Raw genomic sequence first — 22,535 nt, 5'->3', positions numbered from 1 at the left:
AAAGCGGCAAAAACCAGCGCGGCCGGAACGAATCTTGCCCGCTCCTACTGCGCTTGGCCGCCCTTGTACAGTGCGACGCAATTGACTCCTGATGCAAAACGCGTAAAAGCGCCCCCGAACAGGACGTTTCCACCATGCGCGGCCCTATCATGGCTCTCCTTTCAAGCGGCGTCTTCCGCCGCGAGAACCCGGCTTTCGCCGGGCGCATGTTCGCGTCCCTGCTTTCGACCAAAACCACGGCCAAAAAAACGACCGACACCACGGTCTGATCTCCCTTGGCCTGCTCGCCCTCTCCCCGGGTCCGGCCCGAGGGAGGCGGGACCCGCGAATGGCCGGCGGGTTTCTCCAAGCAAAACAAGCGGAGAGCGACAGGAGATAGATTTCGATGGGCTTCAAGGTTGCGGTTGTCGGCGCCACGGGCAATGTGGGTCGCGAAATGCTCAACATTCTGGAAGAGCGCGGTTTCCCGGTCAGCGAGGTCGTGGCGCTCGCCTCTCGCCGCAGCCAGGGCACCGAAGTGTCCTTCGGCGACAAGACGCTCAAGGTGAAGGCGCTCGAAACCTACGACTTTTCCGATACCGACATCGTCCTTATGTCGGCCGGCGGCAACGTCTCGAAGGAATGGTCGCCGAAGATCGGCAAGCAGGGCTGCGTCGTGATCGATAATTCCTCGGCCTTCCGCACCGACACCGACGTGCCGCTCATAGTTCCGGAGGTCAACCCGGACGCCATCGAGGGCTTCACCAGGAAGAACATCATAGCCAACCCGAATTGCTCGACCGCGCAGATGCTGGTGGCTCTGAAGCCGCTGCACGACGCCGCCACCATCAGGCGCGTCGTGGTTTCCACCTACCAGTCGGTGTCGGGGGCCGGCAAGGAAGGCATGGACGAGCTGTTCACCCAGACCCGCGCCGTGTTCGTGGCCGATCCGGTGGAAGCCAAGAAGTTCACCAAGCGCATCGCCTTCAACGTCATCCCCCACATCGACGTTTTCATGGAAGACGGCACCACCAAGGAAGAGTGGAAGATGGTGGCCGAGACCAAGAAGATGCTCGACCCGAAGATCAAAGTCACCGCCACCTGCGTGCGCGTGCCGGTGTTCATCGGCCACTCCGAAGCCGTGAACATCGAATTCGAGAAGCCGATCACCGCAGACGAGGCCCGCGATATCCTGCGCGAGGCGCCCGGATGCCTGGTCATCGACAAGCATGAGGACGGCGGCTACATCACCCCGATCGAAAGCGCCGGCGAGGACGCCACCTACATTTCCCGCATCCGCGAGGATTCGACCATCGACAACGGCCTGAATCTCTGGATCGTGTCGGACAATCTGCGCAAGGGGGCCGCCCTCAACACCGTGCAGATCGCCGAGCTGCTGGTGGCGCGCGGGCTGATCCAGCCCAAGAAGCAGGCCGCCTGAACCACAAGGATAGCGGCCAAGAAAAAATCGCCCTGAAGCAGAACTTCAGGGCGATTTCCTTTTGGGTCCCGGAGACCGGTCACGCCATGCCGAGAGCGGCCTTGTAAAGGTCAAGGATGGATTCCTCCTCCTCGCGCTCGGCCTGATCCTTCTTGCGCAAACGTACCAGCGTGCGGATCGCCTTGGTGTCGAAGCCGGTGCCCTTGGCCTCCGCATAGACTTCCTTGATGTCGTCGGCGATGGTCTTCTTCTCTTCTTCGAGGCGCTCGATACGTTCGATGAACGCCCGCAGTTGGCCGGCGGCTACGGTATTGCTGGATTCAGTGATCTCGTCGGCCATATCTTTCTCCGTATGGTTTCCGGTTGGCGGCGACTCGCAAGCCGGGCCGCAAATTCAGCCCGGTTCGATGCCCGACAGGCTTTTGCGGGTCAAGCGGTTTGTGGGGCCTCTTCGAGCCCCGCAATCGATCTGTGACGCTCATTCAAGAACGATCAGCAGGTCCTTGGCGTCGATCTGGTCGCCGGAACGCACCAGCAACTCGGCCACCGTGCCGTCGCGCTCGGCGTGCAGCGCCGTTTCCATCTTCATCGCCTCTATGGAGAGCAGCACATCGCCCGCCTTGACGCCCTGGCCGGCCGACACGGCGACCGTGGAGACCACGCCGGGCATGGGGGCCGCCACATGGGCCTCGTTGCCGGGCTCGGCCCTGCGGCGCGCCCCTGCGGCGGAAGCGCCATGCGCACGATCCGGCACCTTCACGCGCCGCGGCTGGCCGTTCAGCTCGAAGAACACCGTGACCATGCCGTTCTCGTCGGCGTCGCCTGTCGCAAGACAACGGATGACCAGCGTCTTGCCCTTCTCGATATCGACGAAAATCTCGTCTTCGGGTTTCATGCCGTAGAAATAGTTCGGCGTCGGCAGCACCGAAACCGGCCCATAGGTTTCCTGCGCGACGGCGAAATCCGAAAACACCTTCGGATACATCAGCCAGGAAGCGAATTCCTGCTCCGACAGCGTGCGCCCGACCTTCTCCTCGGCTTGCTCTTTGCCGGCAGTCAGATCGGCGGCCTCAAGCAGCGAGCCCGGCCGCACGGTGATCGGCGCGGCGCCCTTCAGCGCCTTCTTCTGCAAGGCGGCTGGCCATCCCCCCTTTTCTCCCGGAAGAGAAGGCGGCTGGCCGAGATCGCCGCGCAGCATCGACACCACCGAATCCGGGAAGGCGATGTCGCGGTCGGGGTTCTCGACATCGGCGACTGTCAGGTCCTGGCTCACCATCATCAGCGCCATATCGCCCACCACCTTGGAGGAGGGCGTAACCTTGACGATGTCGCCGAACATCAGGTTGACGTCGTGATAGGCCTGCGCCACCTCGTGCCAGCGGGTTTCCAGCCCCAGCGAGCGCGCCTGCTCCTTGAGATTGGTGAACTGGCCGCCCGGCATCTCGTGCAGATACACTTCCGAGGCCGGTCCCTTAAGGTCGCTCTCGAACGCGGTATACTGGTTGCGCACCGCTTCCCAGTAAAAGGAAATCTTGCGGATCCACTCCGGATCGAGGCCCGGATCGCGCTCGTCGCCCTTCAGCGCCTCGACGATGGAGCCGAGACAGGGCTGCGAAGTGCCGCCCGAAAAAGCATCCATGGCCGCCTCGACCGCATCGACGCCCGCCTCCACCGCCGCCAGCACGGTCGCCGCCGAAAGACCGGAGGTGTCATGCGTGTGGAAATGGATCGGCAGGTCCGTCTCCTCGCGCAGCGCCGAAAACAGCGCCCTGGCCCCCGCCGGCTTCAGCAGGCCCGCCATGTCCTTGACCGCGATGATGTGCGCGCCGGCCGCCTCCAGTTCCTTGGCGAGCGAGACATAATATTTCAGGTCGTACTTGGCGCGGGACGGATCGAGAATATCGCCCGTATAGCACATCGCCGCTTCGCACAGCTTGCCCTCGGCCTGCACCGCATCCATGGCGACGCGCATGTTCTCGACCCAGTTCAGGCAGTCGAAGACGCGGAACAGGTCGACGCCGCCGCTGGCCGCCTGCTTCACGAAATGCTGGACGACATTGTCGGGATAGTTGGTGTAGCCGACGCCGTTGGCGCCGCGCAGCAGCATCTGCAACAGGATGTTGGGCGCCGCCTCGCGGATCAGCGCCAGCCGCTCCCAGGGGTCCTCCGTCAGAAAGCGCATGGCGACGTCGAAGGTCGCGCCGCCCCAGCATTCCAGTGAAAGCAGGTTCGGCAGGGCGCGTGCATAGGTGCCGGCGATCCGGGCGATGTCATGCGTGCGCATGCGCGTCGCCAGCAGCGACTGGTGACCGTCGCGCATGGTGGTGTCGGTGACAAGCACCTGCTTTTGCGCGCGCATCCACTTCGCGAAACCTTCCGGTCCCAGCGCATCCAGCCTTTGCTTCGTGCCATCGGGGATCGGGCCGGTGAACCACGGCACGACCGGCTCCGCCGCATCCGGGTTCGGCGTCGGCCGCCCGCGCGTTTCAGGATGACCGTTGACGCTGACATCGGCCAGATAGGTGAGCAGCTTGGACGCGCGGTCCTGCCGCTTCACCTGTGTGAACAGCTCCGGCGTCGTGTCGATGAACTTCGTGGTGTAGGAATTGTCCCGGAACTTCGGATGCGTGATGATCGCTTCGAGGAAGGTGAGATTGGTGGCGACGCCGCGAATGCGGAATTCGCGCAGCGCCCGGTGCATGCGGCTCAGCGCCTCGTCCGGCGTTCGTCCCGAGGCGGTCACCTTGACCAGCAGCGGATCGTAGTAGCGGGTGATGATGGCTCCCGAATAGGCCGTGCCGCCGTCCAGACGAATGCCGAAGCCGGCCGCCGAGCGGTAGCCGGTGATGCGGCCATAGTCTGGTATGAAATGCTGCTCCGGATCTTCCGTGGTGATGCGGCACTGGAGAGCGTGGCCCTGCAGGCGAATCTCCTCCTGGCGCGGAACGCCCGATTCGGGCGTACCGATCGCATGGCCGTCGAGGATGTGGATCTGCGCCTTGACGATGTCGATGCCCGTCACCTCCTCGGTGACCGTATGCTCGACCTGAATGCGCGGATTGACCTCGATGAAGTAGAATTTTCCGGTGTCCGCATCCTGCAGGAATTCGACCGTTCCGGCCCCGATATAATCGGTCTCGCGAGCGATCTTCAGCGCATGGCCGCACAGTTCCTGCCGCAGTTCGTCGCTGAGATAGGGGGCGGGCGCGCGTTCCACGACCTTCTGGTTGCGGCGCTGGATCGAACAGTCGCGCTCGAACAGGTGCACGGCATTGCCGTGGGTGTCGCCCAGCACCTGCACCTCGACATGTCGCGCGCGCTCGATCAGCTTTTCGAGATAGACTTCATCCTTGCCAAAGGCGGCCCTCGCCTCGCGCTTGCCTTCCAGCACCTCGCGGGCGAGGTCGGCTTCAGAGCGGATGACGCGCATGCCGCGCCCGCCACCGCCCCATGAGGCCTTTAGCATCAGCGGATATCCGACCCCGGCGGCGAGCTTCTTCACCGCCTCGATGTCGTCAGGCAGCGGATCGGTGGCGGGGATGACCGGCACGCCCACCTCAACGGCGAGGTTGCGGGCGGCGACCTTGTTGCCAAGGCGGCGCATGGTCGCCGGCTTCGGGCCGATGAAGGTGACGCCGGCCGCCTCGCAGGCTTCGGCGAATTCCGGGCTTTCCGACAGAAGACCGTAGCCCGGATGAATGGCGTCCGCTCCCGAAAGCCTGGCGACGCGCAGGACCTCCTCAATCGACAGATAGCTTTCGATGGGTCCAAGGTCACGCGTCAGATGCGGCCCGCGCCCCACCTGATAGCTCTCGTCGGCTTTGAAGCGATGCAGCGCATATTTGTCTTCTTCCGCCCATATGGCCACGGTTTTGAGCCCGAGCTCATTGGCCGCGCGGAACACGCGGATGGCGATTTCAGACCGGTTGGCGACGAGGATCTTGGTGATGGCCAATGAGACACTCCGCTGTCTGGAAGAAGGGCGCGCGCATGATTAGCGTGAAAATGCTGCGGCGCAACCAGTTATGAAGGGCATGACGCGCGGAGAGCAAAACAAATGCAAAAGGGCCCGGCGTTGCACGCCGGGCCCGTTTTCGCAGCCAGAAGGCGGAGCCTAGTCGAGCTGGAAGTAGTTGTACTTGCCGTCGTCGGCCTTGCGCCACTCATAGACGACATAGTCGGCGTCGGTGCGGTCGCCCTTCTCGTTGAAGGACAGGTCACCCAGAACGGTCTTGAACGGGCCCTTTTCCTTGATTGCCTTGGCCACTTCCTGCGGATCGTTCGAACCGGCTGCGGCAGCAGCCTGTGCGATGACCTGGGTCGAGGCGTAGGCGTAGAGCGTGTAGGCTTCCGGCTCGAAGCCCGAGGCACGGAACTTCTCGACCACATCCTGTGCGGCGGGGTTCTTGCGCGGATCCGGGCCGAAGGTGTTCAGCGTACCCTCCACCGCATCCCCCGCGATCGAGGCCAGTTCGTTGGAGACGATGCCGTCACCGGAGAACAGCGGCACCTTGAGGCCCTGATCCGCCGCCTGGCGGATGATCAGGCCGGCCTCGGTATGCAGGCCGCCCCAGTAGATGAGGGTGACGCCGGCTTCCTTCATCTTGGCGATCAGCGCCGAGAAATCCTTGTCGCCGGCGTTGACGCCTTCATAAAGCACTTCCTGGAAGCCAGCGGCGTTGAGGGCTTTCCTGGTCTCGTCCGCAAGACCCTGACCGTAAGGGGTCTTGTCGTGGATCACGGCGATCTTGCCGTCCTTATAGTGCTCGGCGATATAGGCGCCGGCGACTTCGCCCTGCTGGTCGTCGCGGCCGCAGACGCGGATGGTGTTCCAGAGGCCCCGCTCGGTGAAGACCGGGTTGGTGGCGGCCGGCGTCACTTCGAGGATGCCGTTTTCAGCGTAGACTTCCGAGGCCGGGATTGCGACACCGGAGTTGAAATGGCCGACGACGAACTGAACGCCGTCGGCGACGAACTTGTTGGCTACGGAGATGCCCTGTTTCGGGTCGGACACGTCGTCGCCGATCGAAACCTTGATCTGCTCGCCATTGATGCCGCCGGCCGCGTTGATGTCGGCCACGGCCTGCTCGGTTCCCCTTTGAATCTGGGCGCCGAAGGCAGCATTCGGACCGGTGATCGGCGCGCCGATGCCGATGAGGACATCCGCCCAGGCAGCACCGCCGAAGACCAGCAGCGCGCCAAGCGACACGGCGGACAAGAGTGACTTCTTCATTTATACGCTCCCATTTCCAGAGTGGGCGAGAGTTATACTTTCATGCGATGCCCACCCATCTCGCAGAAAGCCAACTTTGCCTATTTCATGGCGCTTGTCACGTCGATTCAACTTTGGCTGGATTGTCGTTGCGGCAACAGAGACGGGCGCACATCCACACCGGGTCCGCATAGCCCGGCACGGCGTTCTGTCGCGCCGTTTTGCCGGTACCTGCATGGATCGCTGCCGCATTCGTCCGCCGGATCTCCTAGCCCTTCGAGCGCCAGCTCAGCGGCGACGCCCTCTCATAGAGCCAGCTATACTGGGTGACCATCTGGTTGGTGCGCGTGTAGCGATAACCGAGAAAGCCGAGCAGCATCAGGATGAGGGTGTCGACCAGATAATATTGCGGACTGAACATGGTGCCGTTGAACAGCGCGTGATGGATGAAGCGCACGGCGAGGCCCAGCCCCATCAGATAGAAGAACAGCGCCAGCGGCGGACGCCAAGTCTGCGCGCAGGCCCTGCCCGTCATCCACGCCGCCCAGCCGCCGAGCAGGCAGGTGACGAAGAAGAACTGCCAGATTGAGGGTTCTTCATAGAGAATGCCCTGCATGATGCCGCCTCCCGACTTTGCGGGACACCTTTTCAGCCCCCGCGAAACGCGTTCTTCCAATTCTCCGGCGAGGCGCCGGGCCAAAACCCGGCGCTCCGATCGTGACCCTAGTGCCGGCCGCCTTCCAGATAGGCGGCGCGCACCTCCGGATCGGCCAGCAATTCCTTGCCGCTGCCGCTCATCGTCACCCGGCCGTTGACCAGAACGTAGCCGCGATGGGCGAGCTTGAGCGCCGCGAAGGCGTTCTGCTCGACCAGGAACACGGTCAGCCCCTCCGTGCGGTTCAGTTCCCTGATCGCATCGAAAATCTGCTTGACGATCAGCGGCGCGAGCCCCAGCGACGGCTCGTCCAGCAGCAGCAGCTTGGGCCGCGCCATCAGCGCCCGCCCGATCGACAGCATCTGCTGCTCGCCGCCGGACAGGGTGCCGCCGCGCTGCGTGAGCCGCTCCTTGAGGCGCGGGAACAGGGTGAACACCTTCTCCACGTCCTCATCGAAATATTTGAGCTTGTCGAGGCTCGCGCCCATCTGAAGATTTTCCAGCACCGTCATGCGCGGGAAGATGCGCCGGCCTTCCGGCGACTGCGCGATGCGCAGCCGTGCGATCTCGTGGGTCGGCAGATGCGTGATGTTGGTGCCTGCAAAGCTTATGGCGCCGGAAGCGGCCCTCGGCGTGCCGAAGATGGTCATCATCAGCGTCGACTTGCCGGCGCCGTTGGCGCCGATCAGCGCCACGATCTCGCCCTCGTTGACGCTGACATTGACCCCGTTGAGCGCCTGAATGTTTCCGTAAAAGGTTTCGACGTTCCTGACGTCGAGCAACGGTGCCGTGGACATTATTTGCGCCCCCCGCGCCTGGTTGCCGGTACGGATGCGGCCTTTTTGGCGAGAGCCTTCGCCTGGCCGATCCAGTCTTCGCGGGCGATGCGGCCGTCAAAGGCCAGATAGGCTTCCGCCGCTGCTATGTCGGCCTTCTTCCATGCGGCGATCTGATCGAAATGGTAGATGCCGTGGGCGTTGAGCTTCTTCTCGTTGACCGGTCCGATCCCCTTGACGAGCTGGAGATTATCCGCCTTGCCGCCGCGTGGCGCGGAAAGACGGTTCGAGATGCCCTCTTTTCTGGCCGCCGCCGGCTTTGCCTTCGCCTCAGCGCTCTTGTCCCCAGTCACGGGCGGTTCCGCCTTCTCCGCGGCGCTGGCCTTGCCGGATTTGGCCCGGCCGGTGGAGGCGCTCGCTTTCACGGGCCTTGCCGCCGTCCCGGCGGGTTTGGCGGCGGCGGGCTTTTCCGTCCTGGCCCGCCCGGCCTTGCCCGCCCCTTTCTCCACTGTCACACGCTCGCCATTGCCGTGCACGACCGTGTCGCTCAGCGGACCGGCGAACATGGACGCAGAAGCCTCCGGTCCGTGCTCGGTGTCGGGACCCGTATCGAGCTGCTCGATGACGTCCTCATCGCCGACCTCGATCAGCACCTCTTCGACCTCCTCGTCGTCCACGCCCAGATAGGCGGCGATGACGCTCGGATCGGTGCGCACCTCTTCGGGCGTGCCGTCGGAAATCTTGCGGCCGTATTCCAGGACAACGACGTGGTCGGAGATTTCCATGACCACGGACATATCGTGCTCGATCAGCAGGATCGAGGTGCCGGTATTGTCCTTGATGTCGTTGAGCAACGCGTTCAGCGCCAGCGACTCCTTCGGGTTGAGGCCGGCTGCGGGCTCATCGAGACACAGCAGTTCCGGATCGGTGCACATGGCCCGTGCAATTTCCAGCCGGCGCTGCGCGCCATAGGGCAGATCGCCGGCCGGGTCGTCGGCGCGATCGGTGAGATCGGCCTTCTCCAGCCAGTATCTGGCCTTCTCGATGGCCTCCGCAGCGGCCTGCGGGTAGCCGCCGATGCCGAAAAGGCCGAGAAGGGTGTAGCCCGACGCCTTCATCAGCTTGTTGTGCTGGGCCACCAGCAGGTTCTCCAGAACCGTCATGCCCGAAAACAGGCGGATATTCTGGAAGGTGCGCGCCACCTTCGCCTTGGCCGTGATCTGGAAGTCCGGCATGCGCTCCAGCAGGAATTCGTCGCCGGCGCGCCCGGTGAAGCGGATCATGCCCTCCGTCGGCTTGTAGAAACCGGTTATGCAGTTGAACACCGTGGTCTTGCCCGCCCCGTTGGGGCCGATCAGGGCGGTGATCTCACCACGCCGGACATCGAAGGACAAATCGCCGATGGCCACCAGACCGCCGAACTTCATCGACAGATGCTCAACCCGCAGGATCGGCATCGCTGTAGTGGTCGTCGCGTTCATCAGCCGTGCCCCTCCTTGGTGAACGAACCCGCGACCGCCTTGCGCTCCCTGAGGAATGCGGTCGGCTCGCGACTGCCGACGAAACCGCGCGGCTTCCACACCATGACGATCACCATGGCTGCGCCGAAGAGGAGCATTCGGTAAAGCTCGGGCGTGAAGTCCGGCCCGAATATCTGTTTGAGGAACTGCATCTCGCGCAGGATTTCGGTGCCCCCCACCATGACGGCCGCCGCCACCGCGATGCCGCCGAGCGAGCCCATGCCGCCCAGAACCACGATGGCGAGGATAATCGCCGACTCCAGGAAGATGAAGGATTCGGGACTGACGAAGCCCTGTCGTGCTGCGAAGAAGGAGCCCGCGAAGCCGCCGAACATGGCGCCGATGGCGAAGGCCGTGAGCTTGGTGGTGGTGGTGTTGATGCCCAGCGAACGGCAGGCGATCTCGTCCTCGCGCAACGCTTCCCATGCCCGCCCGACCGGCAGGCGGCGCAGGCGGATGGTCACATAGCCGGTGAGCATGCACAGCGCCAGAATGAGATAATAGAGGAAGATTTTGTAATATGCGCCGGACGTGGCGATGCCCAGCACCTTGGCGATATAATTCGGGTCCGAGACATTGAACGACACCAGCCCGAAGAAACCGACCTTCGGAATGCCGGAAATGCCGGCCGAGCCATTGGTCACTTCACGCCAGTTGATCAGCACCAGGCGAATGATTTCGCCGAAGGCCAGCGTGACGATGGCCAGATAGTCGCCGCGCAGACGCAGCACCGGAAAGCCGAGAATGACGCCCCACATGGCGGCCATGGCGCCTGCGACCGGCAGCAGGATCCAGAACGACCAGCCGAACTGGGTGCCGAGCAGCGCGTAGGAATAAGCGCCCACGGCGTAGAAGGCGACGTAGCCAAGGTCGAGCAGGCCGGCGAGGCCGACGACAATGTTCAGCCCCCAGGCCAGCATCACGTAGATGAGGATCTGGATGCCGAAATTGTCGACCCACTTCAGCGAGCCCTGGAATCCGAACGCCGCCACCATGACGACGGGATAGACCACCAGTATGGCGAAGCCGAGCGAATAGGCGTGGGCGCTGATGAAGCTGCGGAAATAGAAGATGAGCCAGGCGATCACATAGATGATCGCGGCGGCGCGCAGCAGGCCGATATAGGCGCCCCAATAAGGCCCGACGGCGGCCTGCAGGCCATTGCCGAAGAGGAGCAGGCCGGCGGCCACGACAAAGCCGACGACGAGGTTGGGCTTGCTGAAGAAACGCAACGCGAAGGCCGTCGGCAATAGCCCGGTCTTTGCATCGACCGTCTTCTGCGCCGCCAGGAACGGCGCCAGGTAGACGACTTGCAGAAAGCGCACGATGGCGGCGATCAGCACCACCGCAGCCAGCGTATAGGGGCGCGGAACCAGAACCAGCTCGTTGTGGATGTTCTGGTCCGTCTTCACGCCGACCAGAAGGACGAACATGAAGAAGGCGATGACGGCCGCGTAAAACGCCTCGCGCAGCCCGGCAGTTATGGTCGCGCTGCCAGCGGTCTTTTTGGTTTCAGCCATGGCCATGGGTCAGACCTTTTCGACTTCTGGCCGGCCGAGAATGCCGGAGGGCATGAAGATGAGCACGATGGCGAGGATCGAGAAGGCGGCCACGTCCTTGTAGTCGATGGAGAAATAGGCCGACCAGATGCTCTCGATGAAGCCGATGGCGAGGCCGCCGAGCACTGCGCCCGGTATCGAGCCGATGCCGCCGAGCACTGCGGCGGTGAACGCCTTCACGCCGGGCACGAACCCGTCCGAGAACACCACCACGCCGTAATACATAAGGAACAGCGTGCCGGCGACGGCGGCCAGGGAAGCGCCGATGATGAAGGTGATGGAGATGGTGCGGTCGACATTGACGCCCAGCAGCGCCGCCATCTTGCGGTCCTGCTCGCAGGCGCGCTGCGCGCGCCCCAGCGACGTCTTGTTGACCACATACCAGAAGATGACCAGCAGCAGCGTCGTGACCACCACGATGATGATCTGCTTCAGCGAGATCGAGACGCCGTAGACGTTGTAGACCTGACTGACCATGGGCGGGATCGGTTTGTTGCGCGGGCCCTGCGTGACCTGCACGAAGTTGGACAGCACGATCGACATGCCGATGGCGGTGATCAGCGGCGCCAGCCGGAAGGAACCGCGCAAGGGGCGATAGGCGATCTTCTCGGTCACCCAGTTGTAGAGGCTGACCAGCAGCATCGAAACGATCATCATGATCAGCAGGGCGGCGGCGACCGGCAGCGAATAGAACATCGCGCCGAGGATCAGGAACACGATCAGAGCCGTGAAGGCGCCCACCATGAAGATGTCGCCATGGGCGAAGTTGATCATGCCGATGATGCCGTAGACCATCGTATAGCCGATAGCGATCAGGCCATAGATCGACCCCAGCGTCAGCCCGTTTATAAGCTGCTGGATGAAATACTGCATATTCAAGACGCTCCCCTGGAATGTCGCCGAACCGGGCGCATTCCTTTTCGTAGTTCCCCTAGTGGTACGGTTTCAAGTTCGGATTGCAACTCCATTTTTTCTTCTTCTACGCGACTTTGGGATGAGATCGGCCCTTCATCGCGGGAGGTGCATCATGCTGGCGGGTCAGTGCGGAACCTATCATCGGCCCAGCGCAATGTCATTGAGCTTTTAAGCAAAAAAATGGCTTTCGGAGAAACAAAATCCATACATATATCTCCAGAACAATGGATTCTTGCAACCACTCTGAAGAGCGGGCTTCGCGACGGGAGACCGTTCCGGCCTCGAACCGGATTGGAACGCAGTTCCGCAGCGTAAGAACTGCGCCGCATTTTTCTTGTCTCGATCCGCACCGATGCTTGAACGTCTCGGCAGGAAGCCGGAAAGCTCGCCCCGGCGACCCTCTACGGCCCATCCTCGGTGCCCGCCGAGGTTACAAGCCCCACCTCGCGCAAGGCCGGCGCGACCATCTTGCAGCGTGGCACGAAGACCGCAGAACGTGACCGACTTCCCCTCGACGGCGAGGTATCAGGCTGGCGGAGAATGAGATATGCAAGCAGAAGCCCTTGGCCTCCGGCGGGATTTCAGGACCGGAGCCACCACATCGCGCTGTTTCTCCAATGAAATACGGCAGATATATCTGTGGAAGAGGCCGCCCGCCATTCTTATGGGCTGGTGATATATTATTTTGCGCGTCAAGGAGATGCGCGTGATATCTGCATCATTCGACAGTTCGGAGCCCGCCGCCGCCAGAGCCTACAACGCTTTGGAGGGAATGGTCGTCACCCTCGTATTGGCGCCGGGAAGCTTCGTCACGGAAAGCGCGCTCATCGATCGTCTTGGCCTCGGCCGCACGCCGGTCCGCGAGGCGGTTCAGCGTCTGTCATGGGAAGGCCTGCTGGAAGTCCGGCCACGCGCAGGCATCACCGTGGCTCCGCTTCATGGCGGCGACTGGCTGCGCGTCGTCGATGCGCGCCGCGGCATCGAGAAAGTGCTCGCCCGCTCCGCCGCGCGCTTCGTCACCCGTGAGGCCACAGCGCGGCTCCATGGGGCGGCGCTCGCCATGCAGAAGGCTGTCATGGCCTCCGACGTGGTCGCCTTCCTCGCCGCCGACAAGGCGATGAACGCGGCGCTTGCCGCCAGCGCGGACAACATGTTCGCCGCCCACGCCGCCGCTCCCCTCCAGACCCACTGTCGGCGTTTCTGGTTCCGCTATCGCGCGCAGGTCGGCATGGCCGACTGCGCCGCTCACCATGTGGCCCTGATCCAGTCCGTGCTGGACGGCGACGAGAACGCAGCCGCGGCCAATGCCGATGGTCTGATGGATTTTCTGCGCGGCATGGCCGAGGACGCCGCCACCCGCTGACAATAGAAAAAGGCCGCCGGATTACCGACGGCCTCCAATCACAGAATGTCAGTTCATCAGCGGCGTCGAGAAATCCGCGCCTTCCCTGACGCCAGCCCGCGACCCGCAGCCAAAGGCGAGGATGCGCAGACAAGTTTGACGGCCAGCGTCACTTCATCAGCGGCGTCGAGAAATCCGCGCCTTCCTTGACGCCAGCCCGCGCACCCGCAGCCAAAGGCGAGGATGCGCAGACAAGTTTGACGTCCGGCGTCACTTCATCGTCGGCATGGCGAACTCTGCGCCTTCCTTGACGCCAGCCCGCGCACCCGCAGCCAAAGGCGAGGATGCGCAGACAAGTTGACGTCCGACGTCACTTCATCGTCGGCATGGCGAACTCTGCGCCTTCCTTGACGCCGGACGGCCAGCGCGAGGTGACCGTCTTGGTCTTGGTGTAGAAGCGCACCGCGTCCGGGCCGTACTGGTTGAGGTCGCCGAAGCCGGACTTCTTCCAGCCGCCGAAAGTGTAGTACGAAACCGGCACCGGAATCGGCACGTTGATGCCGACCATGCCGACATTGACGCGGCTGGCGAATTCGCGGGCCGCGTCGCCGTCGCGGGTGAAGATGGCGACGCCGTTGCCATATTCATGTTCGGAAGGCAGGCGCACCGCTTCCTCGAAATCATGCGCGCGCACGACCGAGAGCACCGGCCCGAAGATCTCTTCCTTGTAGATGCGCATGTCGGGCGTCACCTCGTCGAACAGGCAGCCGCCGAGATAGAAGCCGTCCTCATAGCCCTGCATCTTGAAGCCGCGGCCATCGACAACCAGTTTCGCGCCTTCCTCGACACCGAGATCCACATAGCCGCGCACGCGCTCCAGCGCCTGTTTCGTCACCAGCGGGCCGAAGTCGGCGCTCGGATCGGTCGACGGGCCGATCTTGAGGCTCTCGACGCGCGGGATCAGCTTTTCCATCAGCTTGTCGGCCGTCGCCTTGCCGACCGGAACGGCCACCGAAACGGCCATGCAACGCTCGCCGGCCGCACCGTAGCCGGCCCCCACCAGCGCATCGACGGTCTGATCCATGTCAGCGTCAGGCATGATGATCATGTGGTTCTTGGCGCCACCGAAGCACTGCACCCGCTTGCCGTTGGCGCAGCCACGGGAATAGATGTACTGCGCAATCGACGAGGAGCCGACGAAGCCGATCGCCGAGATATCATCATGGTCGAGGATGGCGTCGACCGATTCCTTGTCGCCATTGACGACGTTGAGGATGCCGGCGGGCAGGCCGGCCTCGATCATCAGTTCGGCAAGGCGCATCGGCACGCCCGGATCACGCTCGGACGGCTTGAGAATGAAGGCGTTGCCGCAAGCGATGGCCGGGGCGAACTTCCACATCGGGATCATCGCCGGGAAATTGAACGGCGTGATGCCGGCGACGACGCCGAGCGGCTGGCGCATGGAATAGAGGTCAATGCCCGGACCCGCTCCCTCGGTGTATTCGCCCTTCATCAGATGCGGCACGCCCAGCATGAACTCGACCACTTCCACACCGCGCTGGATATCGCCCTTGGCGTCGGGGATGGTCTTGCCATGCTCGCGGGCCAGCAGTTCGGCCAGCTCATCATTGTCGCGGGCGACCAGTTCGAGGAACTTCGCCAGCACGCGGGCGCGACGCTGCGGATTGGTGGCGGCCCAGGCCGGCTGCGCTGCCTTGGCGGAAGCAACCGCCGCGTCGAGTTCGGCCTTGGAGGCCAGCGCCACCGTGGCGCGCACGGAACCGTCGAGCGGCTGGAACACCTCCGCCGTACGGCCCGAAGCGCCCTTCACATGCTTGCCGTCGATGAAATGACCATATTCAGTCATGCTCTCACTCCCTGATGGATGCCAAAATCTTTACTGGGCCGGATTGTTCACCGTCCTGACCAGCTTGGCAATGCGAGCGGAAACGCATCCGTTGTGCAAATTTAGTAGAACGAATTATCCATGCGCTTCATTTGGTGCATATTAGAGCCTGCCGTTGGTCCGGAAAGGAGCGAAGCATATGAACTGGGACGATGTGCGCATCTTCCTCGCCGTGGCGCGTTCGGGACAGATTCTCGGCGCGGCGCGCCGGCTGGAACTGAATCACGCCACCGTGTCACGCCGCATCGGCGCTCTGGAGGAGGCGTTGCGGGCGAAGCTGTTTCGTCGCCTCACCACCGGCAGCGAGCTGACACCCGCCGGTGAGCGCTTCCTCGAAATCGCCGAGCGCATGGAAGCCGATGTCATCGCCGCCCGCTCGGCGGTCAGCGAGGAGGGCGAGGACATTTCCGGCTCGGTTCGCATCGGCGCGCCCGACGGCTTCGGCGTCGCCTTCCTCGCCCGACATCTCGGCGAGCTGACGCGCCAGCACCGCGACCTCACCATCCAGCTCGTGCCGGTGCCGCGCTCCTTCTCGTTGTCGCGGCGCGAGGCCGATATCGCCATCACCGTCGAGCGCCCGCAGGAAGGCCGGCTGGTGGCGGGCAAGCTGGTGGACTATACGCTTGGCCTGTTCGCCTCGCGCGACTACGCCGCGCAACACAGCCTGCCGAAGAACGCCGCCGAACTGCCCCGGCACGCATTGATCGGCTACGTACCGGACCTGATTGTCAGCCCCTCGCTCGACTACGAGGCGGAATTCACCCCGGAATGGCGCTCCGCCTTCGCCATTTCCTCGGCGCTGGGACAGGCCGAAGCCGTGCGCTCGGGCGCCGGCATCGGCATCCTCCACACCTTCATCGCCCGCTCCATGCCCGAACTGGTTCCGGTCGAGGCGGTTGCGCCGATCCGCCGGTCCTATTGGCTGGTCTATCACGAGACTGTGAGGCCCCTGCGTCGCGTGCAGGCGGTGGCGAGCTTCATCACCCGGGTGGTCGAACGGGAACGGGCTTTGTTTTGCTGATCCCGGGCGTCGGGAAGCCAAATTTAATCTTGATTATTTTTATCCACTTTAATAGGAAGGCTGCGATGATCGCGGGATGGATGAAAGCGGAGTGGTGTGCCTTGACCAACATGGCGGAAATTGAGCGGCGTCAGGACGAAGCGCAGGACCAGTTGCGCATGACGATCATGAACGAATTCTGCCGCATCATGGGGCGCAGCGGCCTGCCGCCCATGGCGGTGATGCGCCTTGCCGCACGCGCCGTCGGCGAGGTCTATCGTGAGGTCGCCAACAGCCATTCCGGCCCCAACGCCTGCCCCTGCAACTGGCGTCCAAACGAGCGGGTGGACACCGACATGCTTTGCACCGCGCTGATGGCGGCGATCCGCTACAGGCCGGTGGCGGACCTGCGCACCATGCGCATCGCCGGCTCGGCCTGAAGCTTCTTCCGCTCTCTTACGCGCCCCGGCGCGCCACCACCGGCACGTAGTCTTCCAGTTCCGGCGCGGGAAAGCGCACCGTCTCGCCGATCTCGGCCGAGCGATAGAGAGCCATCAGCATCTCGACCACGCCAAGCCCGTCCTCGAAGGTTTCCAGCGGCGTCTCGCCCTTGCGGAAGCGTTCGACCATGTGCCGGTTCTCGTCGGTGTAGCCGTAGACGCCAGGCTCGTCCTCCAGCACGGGCATCAACCCCTGCTCGGCGTTCTGCTTCTCGACAAGATCCTCACCTTCCGAGCCCTTCACCTCGCGCGACATGAAAACCTTGAGGCCGGTCGAGAGCGAGTTGAACTCCATCGCATATTCCGGCCCCAGCAATTCGAGCTGGATGCGCAGGCCCGCGCCCACATAGGCCCATGAAGTCGTGGCCTCGATCATCAGTTCGTTGCCGTCCTCGTCCTCCAGCGCGATGGTGCCGCGCGCGAAGTCTTCCGAAGGCCGGTTGCGGTAATCGACCTCCGCGCCAAAGCGCGCACGCAACTGGTCGGCATAATGCGGCCGGGTCCATTTCAGATTGGCGACCGTGCCGTTCACCGCCTTGACCCTGAGCGAGCTGCGCGGCGCGCCGGGCGCGGTGAGCAGATGGCGGGCGACCTCGACCGAGTGGCACATCATGTCGGAGAGGACGCCGCCGCCCTGCTTGTCGCCCTGCCAGAACCAGGGCTCATGCGGGCCGGCATGTTCTTCCGCCGCGCGCGCCAGATAGGGACGCCCGGTGGTGGAGGCAGCCCGCCGCCAGATAATCTCCTTGCCGCGCAGCACCGGCGTCGAGAACACCTGATTCTCCAGATAGCCGTGGTTGAGCCCGGCGTCGGTGGCGAGCGACAGCATCTCGCGCGCCTCACGCACGGTGCGCGCCAGCGGCTTTTCGCAGGCCACCGCGAACACCTTGCTGCGCCCGGCCTTCACCTCGGCGTGGATCGTGCGCATCACGTCGAGGCGGGTGTAATTGGGCGACACTATCCAGATGGCGTCCACATCGTCGGCGCGCAGCATGGATTCCAGGCTGTCATGGCTGGTGCAGGCCCCGAGGCCCATTTCCGTCACCTGATCGACGAAACGCTGGCGGTTTTCGGCGCTGCGGCTGTAGACGCCCGTCACCTCGACATTGCGGACGCCAAGCATCGATTTCAGATGAAAATGGGCGATGAAACCGCTGCCGACGAAACCGACCCGCAGCGTGGCTTTCGGAAACTCCGTCATGGTCGCTCCTTTCAGGGATGGCGTGGTTCAGGAAATCTTCGGCGCGGCAGTTGTGCCGCGCACTTTCAGGGTCGTGGGCAGGATCGCCGGCTCCCGCGGCGCGGGCGCGCCCGAAAGCATGTCGAGCAGCATGCCCATGGCCCGCTTGCCGATCTCGGCGCGCGGCTGCGCGACAGTGGTCAGCGGCGGAAAGAAGGCTTCGCTCAGGTAAAGATCGTCGAAGCCGACGACGGACATGTCGCCTGGCACGTCGCGGCCCATGCGCCGCAATTCGTGGATCGCACCGAAGGCCATCTCGTCATTGGCGAGGAAGATGGCGGTGGGCGGTTCGGGCAGCGCCAGAAGCCGGCGGCAGGCGTCGCGCCCCGATTGCAGCAGATAGTCGCCGCGCTGCTCGTAACCTTCGAGGATCGGCAGGCCCGCCGCCCGCATCGCCTGACGGTAGCCTTGCCGGCGGCGCACGCTCATCTCCTCCGGCACCGGACCGCAGACATGGGCGATGCGGCGATGGCCGAGCCCGACCAGATGCTCCACCGCCTGCCTGGCCGCCGCCTCGTTATCGATCTGCACATGCGGGAAGCCCACCCCCTCGATCATTTCCAGCGCCACCACCACCGGCAGGTCCGGCGAGAGGCGACGGCGGAAGTCCGGCGTCGAGGGCAGCGAACCGGTCATCAGGATCATGCCGTCGGCATGGCCGTCGCGCAGCATGTCGAAATATTCGGTCTCGCGTTCCGGGTCGTTCTCGGCATTGCCCATCAGCACGGCGTAACCGGCCGCGCGCGCCGCCGCCTCCACGCCCTTGACCACGTCGAGATAGAACGGGTTGCCGATGTCGCGCACCACCAGCAGCACCGCCATCGAACGGCGGGTGCGCAGATTGCGGGCGCTGACATTGGGGCGGTAGTTGAGCGCGCTCGCCGCCTCGCGGATGCGGGTGAGCGTCGGCTCGGCCACCAGCCCCGTATCGGCCAGCGCCCGCGACACGGTGGCCGGCGAAACGCCGAGGCGCTCGGCAATGTCCTTGATCTTCGGCCGCCTTGTCATGGGACCTGTCACGCTCTCATCGAGCGGCCGCGGCCGTAGAACAGCATCAGCACCAGAAGCGTGGCCCCGAACACCATCTGGCGCCCCGATTCATCGATGTTGACGGTGGTGAGGATGCTTTGCACGATGACCAGCAGGAAGGCGCCCGCCATGGTGCCGGTATAGCCGCCCTTCCCCCCGGACAGCGGCGTGCCGCCGAACACCACGGCGATGATCGACGCCAGCATGTATTGCTCGCCCACATTGGCGAAAGACGAGCCCGAATAGCCAAGCAGGCAGATACCGGCGATCGCCGCGAACACGCCCGACAGCACGAACAGCGCGATACGGATCGCCCTGACCGGCACGCCGGCCATGAACGCCGCCTGCTCGTTCGAGCCGACGGCGTAGATGCGATGACCGAACACGGTGCGGTTGAGAAGGAACGCCATCACCAGCCCGATGGCGATCCACAGCCACAATATGCCAGGCAGCCCGAACAGGAAGGTGCGCGATACGAAATCGGCCAGCGCAGGCGCCGCGCGGCCCGACGGAATGCCCTGCCGCACCACCACCAGCAGCCCCTGCAGCACGCCCAGCATGCCCAGCGTCATGACCAGCGGCGGGATGCGCAGGAGCGTCACGCCGATGCCGTTCAGCAGGCCGAAGAACGCGCCGGTCACCACGCAGGCGAGGATAGCCAGCGGAATGCCGCCATTCTCGCCCGCCATCAAATTGCCGGCGATGATAGCGCTGAGCGACACCACGCCGCCGACCGACAGGTCGATGCCTTCGCGCCCGCCGAGGATGACGAGGTTCTGGCCGGCCGCGACGATGCCGAGAAGTGCCGCCACGATCAGCAGGCGCAGGATCTGCTGGCCGGAGGCGAAGCCCGGCGACAGCGTTTCGCCGAGCCACAAAAGGACGACGATCAGGATCAGCGCTACCACCAGCGGCTGCCTGAGAAAGGCGATCGAGGCGTTCATGCCCGCGCCCCCCGCCCGACCAGCACGCCGGCCATCAGCGCCAGCAGGATGGCGACGCCCTGCACAAGGTTCTGCCATTCCGAAGGCGTGCCGACGAAGAACACAAGCGAGTTGATGAAACCGATGATGAGCGCGCCGATCACCGAGCCGACGACGGTGCCGTAGCCGCCGGAGAGCGCGCTGCCGCCCAGCACCACGGCGGCGATGGAGAACAGGGTCATCTTGCCGCCGACCAGCGGGTCGCCGCTCGCCGTGTCGCCGGTGATGCAGAAGGCGGCAAGCGCGGCGAACACGCCGCACAGCGCATAACCGCCCATGCGGATGCGGGTGACTGGCAGGCCGCTCTGAAACGCCTCCTGCTGTCCATCGCCGACAGCAAGCAGGCGCAGCGACAGGCGCGTGCGCACCAGCACCACAAGCAGGATCGCGAACAGCACGGCAACATAGAAAACGAAGGGGATTTCGAGGATGCGCCCGCCATAGGTGCGCCAGAAGGCGGCGGGCGCAGGGGTTCCGGCCACCGGCTGGATGTAGAGCGCCAGCCCCGTGAAGAAGATGGATGTGGCGAAGGTGGCGACGATCGCCTGAAGGCGAAGCGCGGCCACCACGATGCCGTTGACGATGCCGCAGGCGAGCCCGGTCGCCAGCCCGATGCAAAGCGCCGCGATGACGGTGACGCCATCCCCGCCCCATTGCGCCATCACGCCGATAATGACGACATTGACCAGCGAGACGATGGCTCCGGCGGACAGGTCGATGTCGCCGGAATAGATGACGTATGTCTGGGCGACCGCAAGCAGCATCAGCGCCAGATAGGTCTTGACCAGCCCCGTCACCCCGACCAGCGACAGGCTGCGCGGCTGGAACCAGCCGTTGAGCGCGATCAGAACCACAAGGATGATCAGCGCCGGCAGGAAGGGATAGCGCTCGAAGACGCGCTTCACGGCGCTGCTGCTGCGGATGCGGGCGGGAGCTTCGATGCTTGCCATCACGCAGCCTCGTATGCGGCCTGATAGAGGTTGAAGCGGGTGCGCGCCGCCCCCGTCAGCTCGCGCCGGATCGCGCCGCCGTTGAAGACGAGGATGCGGTCGGCATTGTCGAGCAGTTCGGCGTCCTCCGACGCATACAGCACGATGCCGATGCCCTCCTGCGCCAGCTTGCGGATCAGCGAAAACAGGTCCGCCTTGGCCGACAGGTCGATGCCCTTGGTCGGATCGTCAAGCAGAAGCACGGCCGGCCGGTCGATCAGCCAGCGCGCGATCACCACCTTCTGCTGGTTGCCGCCGGAAAGCGACGAGATCGGATGGCCGAGCCCGGCGAATTTCGTCCGCAGCGCCTGCAAGGCGGGCAGCGCCTTCACCGCCAGCGCGGACGGATTGGCCAGCATCATGCGCTCACGCAGATAGTGGATCGGCATGACGTTTTCGAGAATCGGACGGCCGCTCACCACGCCGTCGCGGGAGCGGTCGCCCGATACATAGGCCACGCCCTGCCGTATCGTCTCGCGCGGATTTTTCGGATGGAGCGGCTTCCCGCCAAGCTCGACGCCGCCGGAGGTCGGCGGGTTCGCCCCGAACAGAGCGCGCAGCACCGCCGACTGGCCCTGCCCGTGCAGCCCGCCGAAGCCGAGGATTTCGCCCGCCCGCACCTCGAAGCCGACATCGGAGAAGCCCGGTCCCGTCAAGCCGCGCACCGACAGCACCGGCGCTCCCGCAGGCCGGGCCGGGGTCGCGTCGGCGGCGGCCGCCTTTTCTTCCTGTGCGCCGACCATCATGGAGATGATTTCAGCCGGCGTGGTTTCGCCAATCTGGCGCGAACCGACGATCTCGCCGTCGCGGATGACGGTGGCGCGGTCGCCGATGGCGAAAATCTCGTCCATGCGGTGCGAGATGAAGATGATCGAGCGCCCCTCTGCTTTCAGATCGCGCAGGATTTCGAAGAAGCGCTCCACCTGCGCCCGGTCGAGCGCCGAGGTCGCCTCATCGAAGATGAGAACGGACGCCTCGCTGGCGAGGGTCTTCATGATCTCGACGAGCTGGCGCTGGTCGGCGCGCAGATCCTGCACCACGGCGTCGGGCGAAAAATCGTCTCCGGTCACGCCATCGAACAGGGCGGCATAGCGTGTCGCACGATCTTCCAGCGCCTTGCGATCCACGAACACGCCGCGCGACGGCAGGTCGGCGAGGCAGATGTTTTCCGCCACTGTGCGGTGCGCCGCCAGCGACAGTTCCTGATAGAAGATGGCGACGCCCAGCGCCCGCGCCGCCTGCGGCCCGGTGATGGAGACCGGTTTTCCGTCGAGCAGGATTTCACCCATGTCGGGCCGCACGCTGCCGGCGACGATCTTGGACAGCGTGCTCTTGCCGGAGCCGTTGGAGCCCATCAGCACATGCACCTCGCCGGCCTCGATATCGAGATCGGCATGGCGGAGCGCCTTCGTCGCGCCGTAGCTCTTGCCGACGCCCTTGAGTTGCAGCCTGCTCATGGTCCTGCCGCCATCATGCGGCATGCGAGCGA

General features: G+C 64.2%; 18 protein-coding genes and 2 pseudogenes. 5 read left to right on the top strand and 15 right to left on the bottom strand.

Going from position 1 to position 22,535, the window contains the following annotated elements:
* The first annotated feature begins 134 nt into the window (after positions 1-134).
* Both ABID44_RS08665 and ABID44_RS08660 read left to right on the top strand, forming a co-directional pair.
* On the top strand, positions 135-269 hold the full coding sequence (locus ABID44_RS08665; RefSeq protein ID WP_354151306.1) for a hypothetical protein: 135 nt from the start codon (positions 135-137) through the stop codon (positions 267-269).
* 116 nt (positions 270-385) lie between these two features.
* A complete protein-coding gene (locus ABID44_RS08660) occupies positions 386-1,420 on the top strand; it encodes an aspartate-semialdehyde dehydrogenase (RefSeq protein ID WP_354151305.1) in 1,035 nt (344 codons plus the stop codon).
* 79 nt (positions 1,421-1,499) lie between these two features.
* On the opposite strand, the gene ABID44_RS08655 is transcribed toward ABID44_RS08660, so the two are convergent.
* The 9 genes and pseudogenes from ABID44_RS08655 to ABID44_RS08615 form a co-directional block, all read right to left on the bottom strand.
* Entirely contained in the window at positions 1,500-1,760 is a 261-nt protein-coding gene (locus ABID44_RS08655; RefSeq protein ID WP_354151304.1) for a DUF2312 domain-containing protein, read from the bottom strand.
* A 138-nt stretch (positions 1,761-1,898) separates the two neighbouring features.
* A complete protein-coding gene (gene pyc / locus ABID44_RS08650) occupies positions 1,899-5,375 on the bottom strand; it encodes a pyruvate carboxylase (RefSeq protein WP_354151303.1) in 3,477 nt (1,158 codons plus the stop codon).
* Between the two features lie 159 nt (positions 5,376-5,534).
* Positions 5,535-6,653, bottom strand: coding sequence for a branched-chain amino acid ABC transporter substrate-binding protein (locus ABID44_RS08645; protein WP_354151302.1), 1,119 nt, complete (start codon positions 6,651-6,653; stop codon positions 5,535-5,537).
* A gap of 247 nt (positions 6,654-6,900) precedes the next feature.
* Positions 6,901-7,248 (bottom strand): DUF6867 family protein, encoded by a 348-nt coding sequence (locus tag ABID44_RS08640; RefSeq protein ID WP_354151301.1) that lies wholly within the window; start codon positions 7,246-7,248, stop codon positions 6,901-6,903.
* Between the two features lie 107 nt (positions 7,249-7,355).
* Positions 7,356-8,084 (bottom strand): ABC transporter ATP-binding protein, encoded by a 729-nt coding sequence (locus ABID44_RS08635; protein ID WP_354151300.1) that lies wholly within the window; start codon positions 8,082-8,084, stop codon positions 7,356-7,358.
* Positions 8,084-9,544, bottom strand: coding sequence for an ATP-binding cassette domain-containing protein (locus ABID44_RS08630; protein ID WP_354151299.1), 1,461 nt, complete (start codon positions 9,542-9,544; stop codon positions 8,084-8,086). The genes ABID44_RS08635 and ABID44_RS08630 overlap by 1 nt, the downstream gene beginning before the upstream one ends.
* Positions 9,544-10,599: pseudogene (gene livM, locus ABID44_RS08625) on the bottom strand (high-affinity branched-chain amino acid ABC transporter permease LivM); the annotation flags it as partial. The gene ABID44_RS08630 and the pseudogene livM, both read right to left, overlap by 1 nt.
* A gap of 237 nt (positions 10,600-10,836) precedes the next feature.
* Positions 10,837-11,016, bottom strand: a pseudogene (locus ABID44_RS18685) (high-affinity branched-chain amino acid ABC transporter permease LivM); the annotation flags it as partial.
* A gap of 96 nt (positions 11,017-11,112) precedes the next feature.
* A complete protein-coding gene (locus ABID44_RS08615; RefSeq protein ID WP_354151298.1) occupies positions 11,113-12,015 on the bottom strand; it encodes a branched-chain amino acid ABC transporter permease in 903 nt (300 codons plus the stop codon).
* Between the two features lie 748 nt (positions 12,016-12,763).
* On the opposite strand from ABID44_RS08615, the gene ABID44_RS08610 reads away from it, so the two are divergent.
* Positions 12,764-13,420: a GntR family transcriptional regulator gene (locus ABID44_RS08610; RefSeq protein WP_354151297.1), complete on the top strand. Its 657-nt coding sequence runs from the start codon at positions 12,764-12,766 to the stop codon at positions 13,418-13,420.
* 349 nt (positions 13,421-13,769) lie between these two features.
* On the opposite strand, the gene ABID44_RS08605 is transcribed toward ABID44_RS08610, so the two are convergent.
* The gene (locus ABID44_RS08605) at positions 13,770-15,266 is read right to left on the bottom strand and encodes a CoA-acylating methylmalonate-semialdehyde dehydrogenase (RefSeq protein ID WP_354151296.1); all 1,497 of its coding nucleotides are present in this window, start codon (positions 15,264-15,266) and stop codon (positions 13,770-13,772) included.
* 178 nt (positions 15,267-15,444) lie between these two features.
* Between ABID44_RS08605 and ABID44_RS08600 the strand changes: the two genes are divergently transcribed.
* Both ABID44_RS08600 and ABID44_RS08595 read left to right on the top strand, forming a co-directional pair.
* A complete protein-coding gene (locus ABID44_RS08600; protein WP_354151295.1) occupies positions 15,445-16,326 on the top strand; it encodes a LysR family transcriptional regulator in 882 nt (293 codons plus the stop codon).
* A 110-nt stretch (positions 16,327-16,436) separates the two neighbouring features.
* A complete protein-coding gene (locus tag ABID44_RS08595) occupies positions 16,437-16,745 on the top strand; it encodes a hypothetical protein (RefSeq protein ID WP_354151496.1) in 309 nt (102 codons plus the stop codon).
* Between the two features lie 16 nt (positions 16,746-16,761).
* On the opposite strand, the gene ABID44_RS08590 is transcribed toward ABID44_RS08595, so the two are convergent.
* Genes ABID44_RS08590 through ABID44_RS08570 form a run of 5 tightly spaced genes read right to left on the bottom strand, consistent with a single transcriptional unit; the run spans position 16,762 to position 22,503 of the window.
* Positions 16,762-18,006 carry a Gfo/Idh/MocA family protein gene (locus ABID44_RS08590; protein ID WP_354151294.1) on the bottom strand — a complete coding sequence of 415 codons (1,245 nt, stop codon included), beginning with the start codon at positions 18,004-18,006 and terminating at the stop codon, positions 16,762-16,764.
* A gap of 27 nt (positions 18,007-18,033) precedes the next feature.
* Positions 18,034-19,053 (bottom strand): LacI family DNA-binding transcriptional regulator, encoded by a 1,020-nt coding sequence (locus ABID44_RS08585; RefSeq protein ID WP_354151293.1) that lies wholly within the window; start codon positions 19,051-19,053, stop codon positions 18,034-18,036.
* An 8-nt stretch (positions 19,054-19,061) separates the two neighbouring features.
* Positions 19,062-20,018, bottom strand: a complete 957-nt coding sequence (locus ABID44_RS08580; protein WP_354151292.1) for an ABC transporter permease — start codon at positions 20,016-20,018, stop codon at positions 19,062-19,064.
* Positions 20,015-21,007 carry an ABC transporter permease gene (locus tag ABID44_RS08575; RefSeq protein ID WP_354151291.1) on the bottom strand — a complete coding sequence of 331 codons (993 nt, stop codon included), beginning with the start codon at positions 21,005-21,007 and terminating at the stop codon, positions 20,015-20,017. Before ABID44_RS08575 ends, ABID44_RS08580 begins: the two co-directional genes overlap by 4 nt.
* A complete protein-coding gene (locus ABID44_RS08570; protein ID WP_354151290.1) occupies positions 21,007-22,503 on the bottom strand; it encodes a sugar ABC transporter ATP-binding protein in 1,497 nt (498 codons plus the stop codon). The genes ABID44_RS08575 and ABID44_RS08570 overlap by 1 nt, the downstream gene beginning before the upstream one ends.
* Positions 22,504-22,535: the final 32 nt, after the last annotated feature.

The sequence above is a fragment of the Aquamicrobium ahrensii genome, assembly GCF_040545755.1.
Taxonomy (GTDB): domain Bacteria; phylum Pseudomonadota; class Alphaproteobacteria; order Rhizobiales; family Rhizobiaceae; genus Mesorhizobium; species Mesorhizobium ahrensii.
This window is presented reverse-complemented; position numbering and strand designations above follow the sequence as displayed.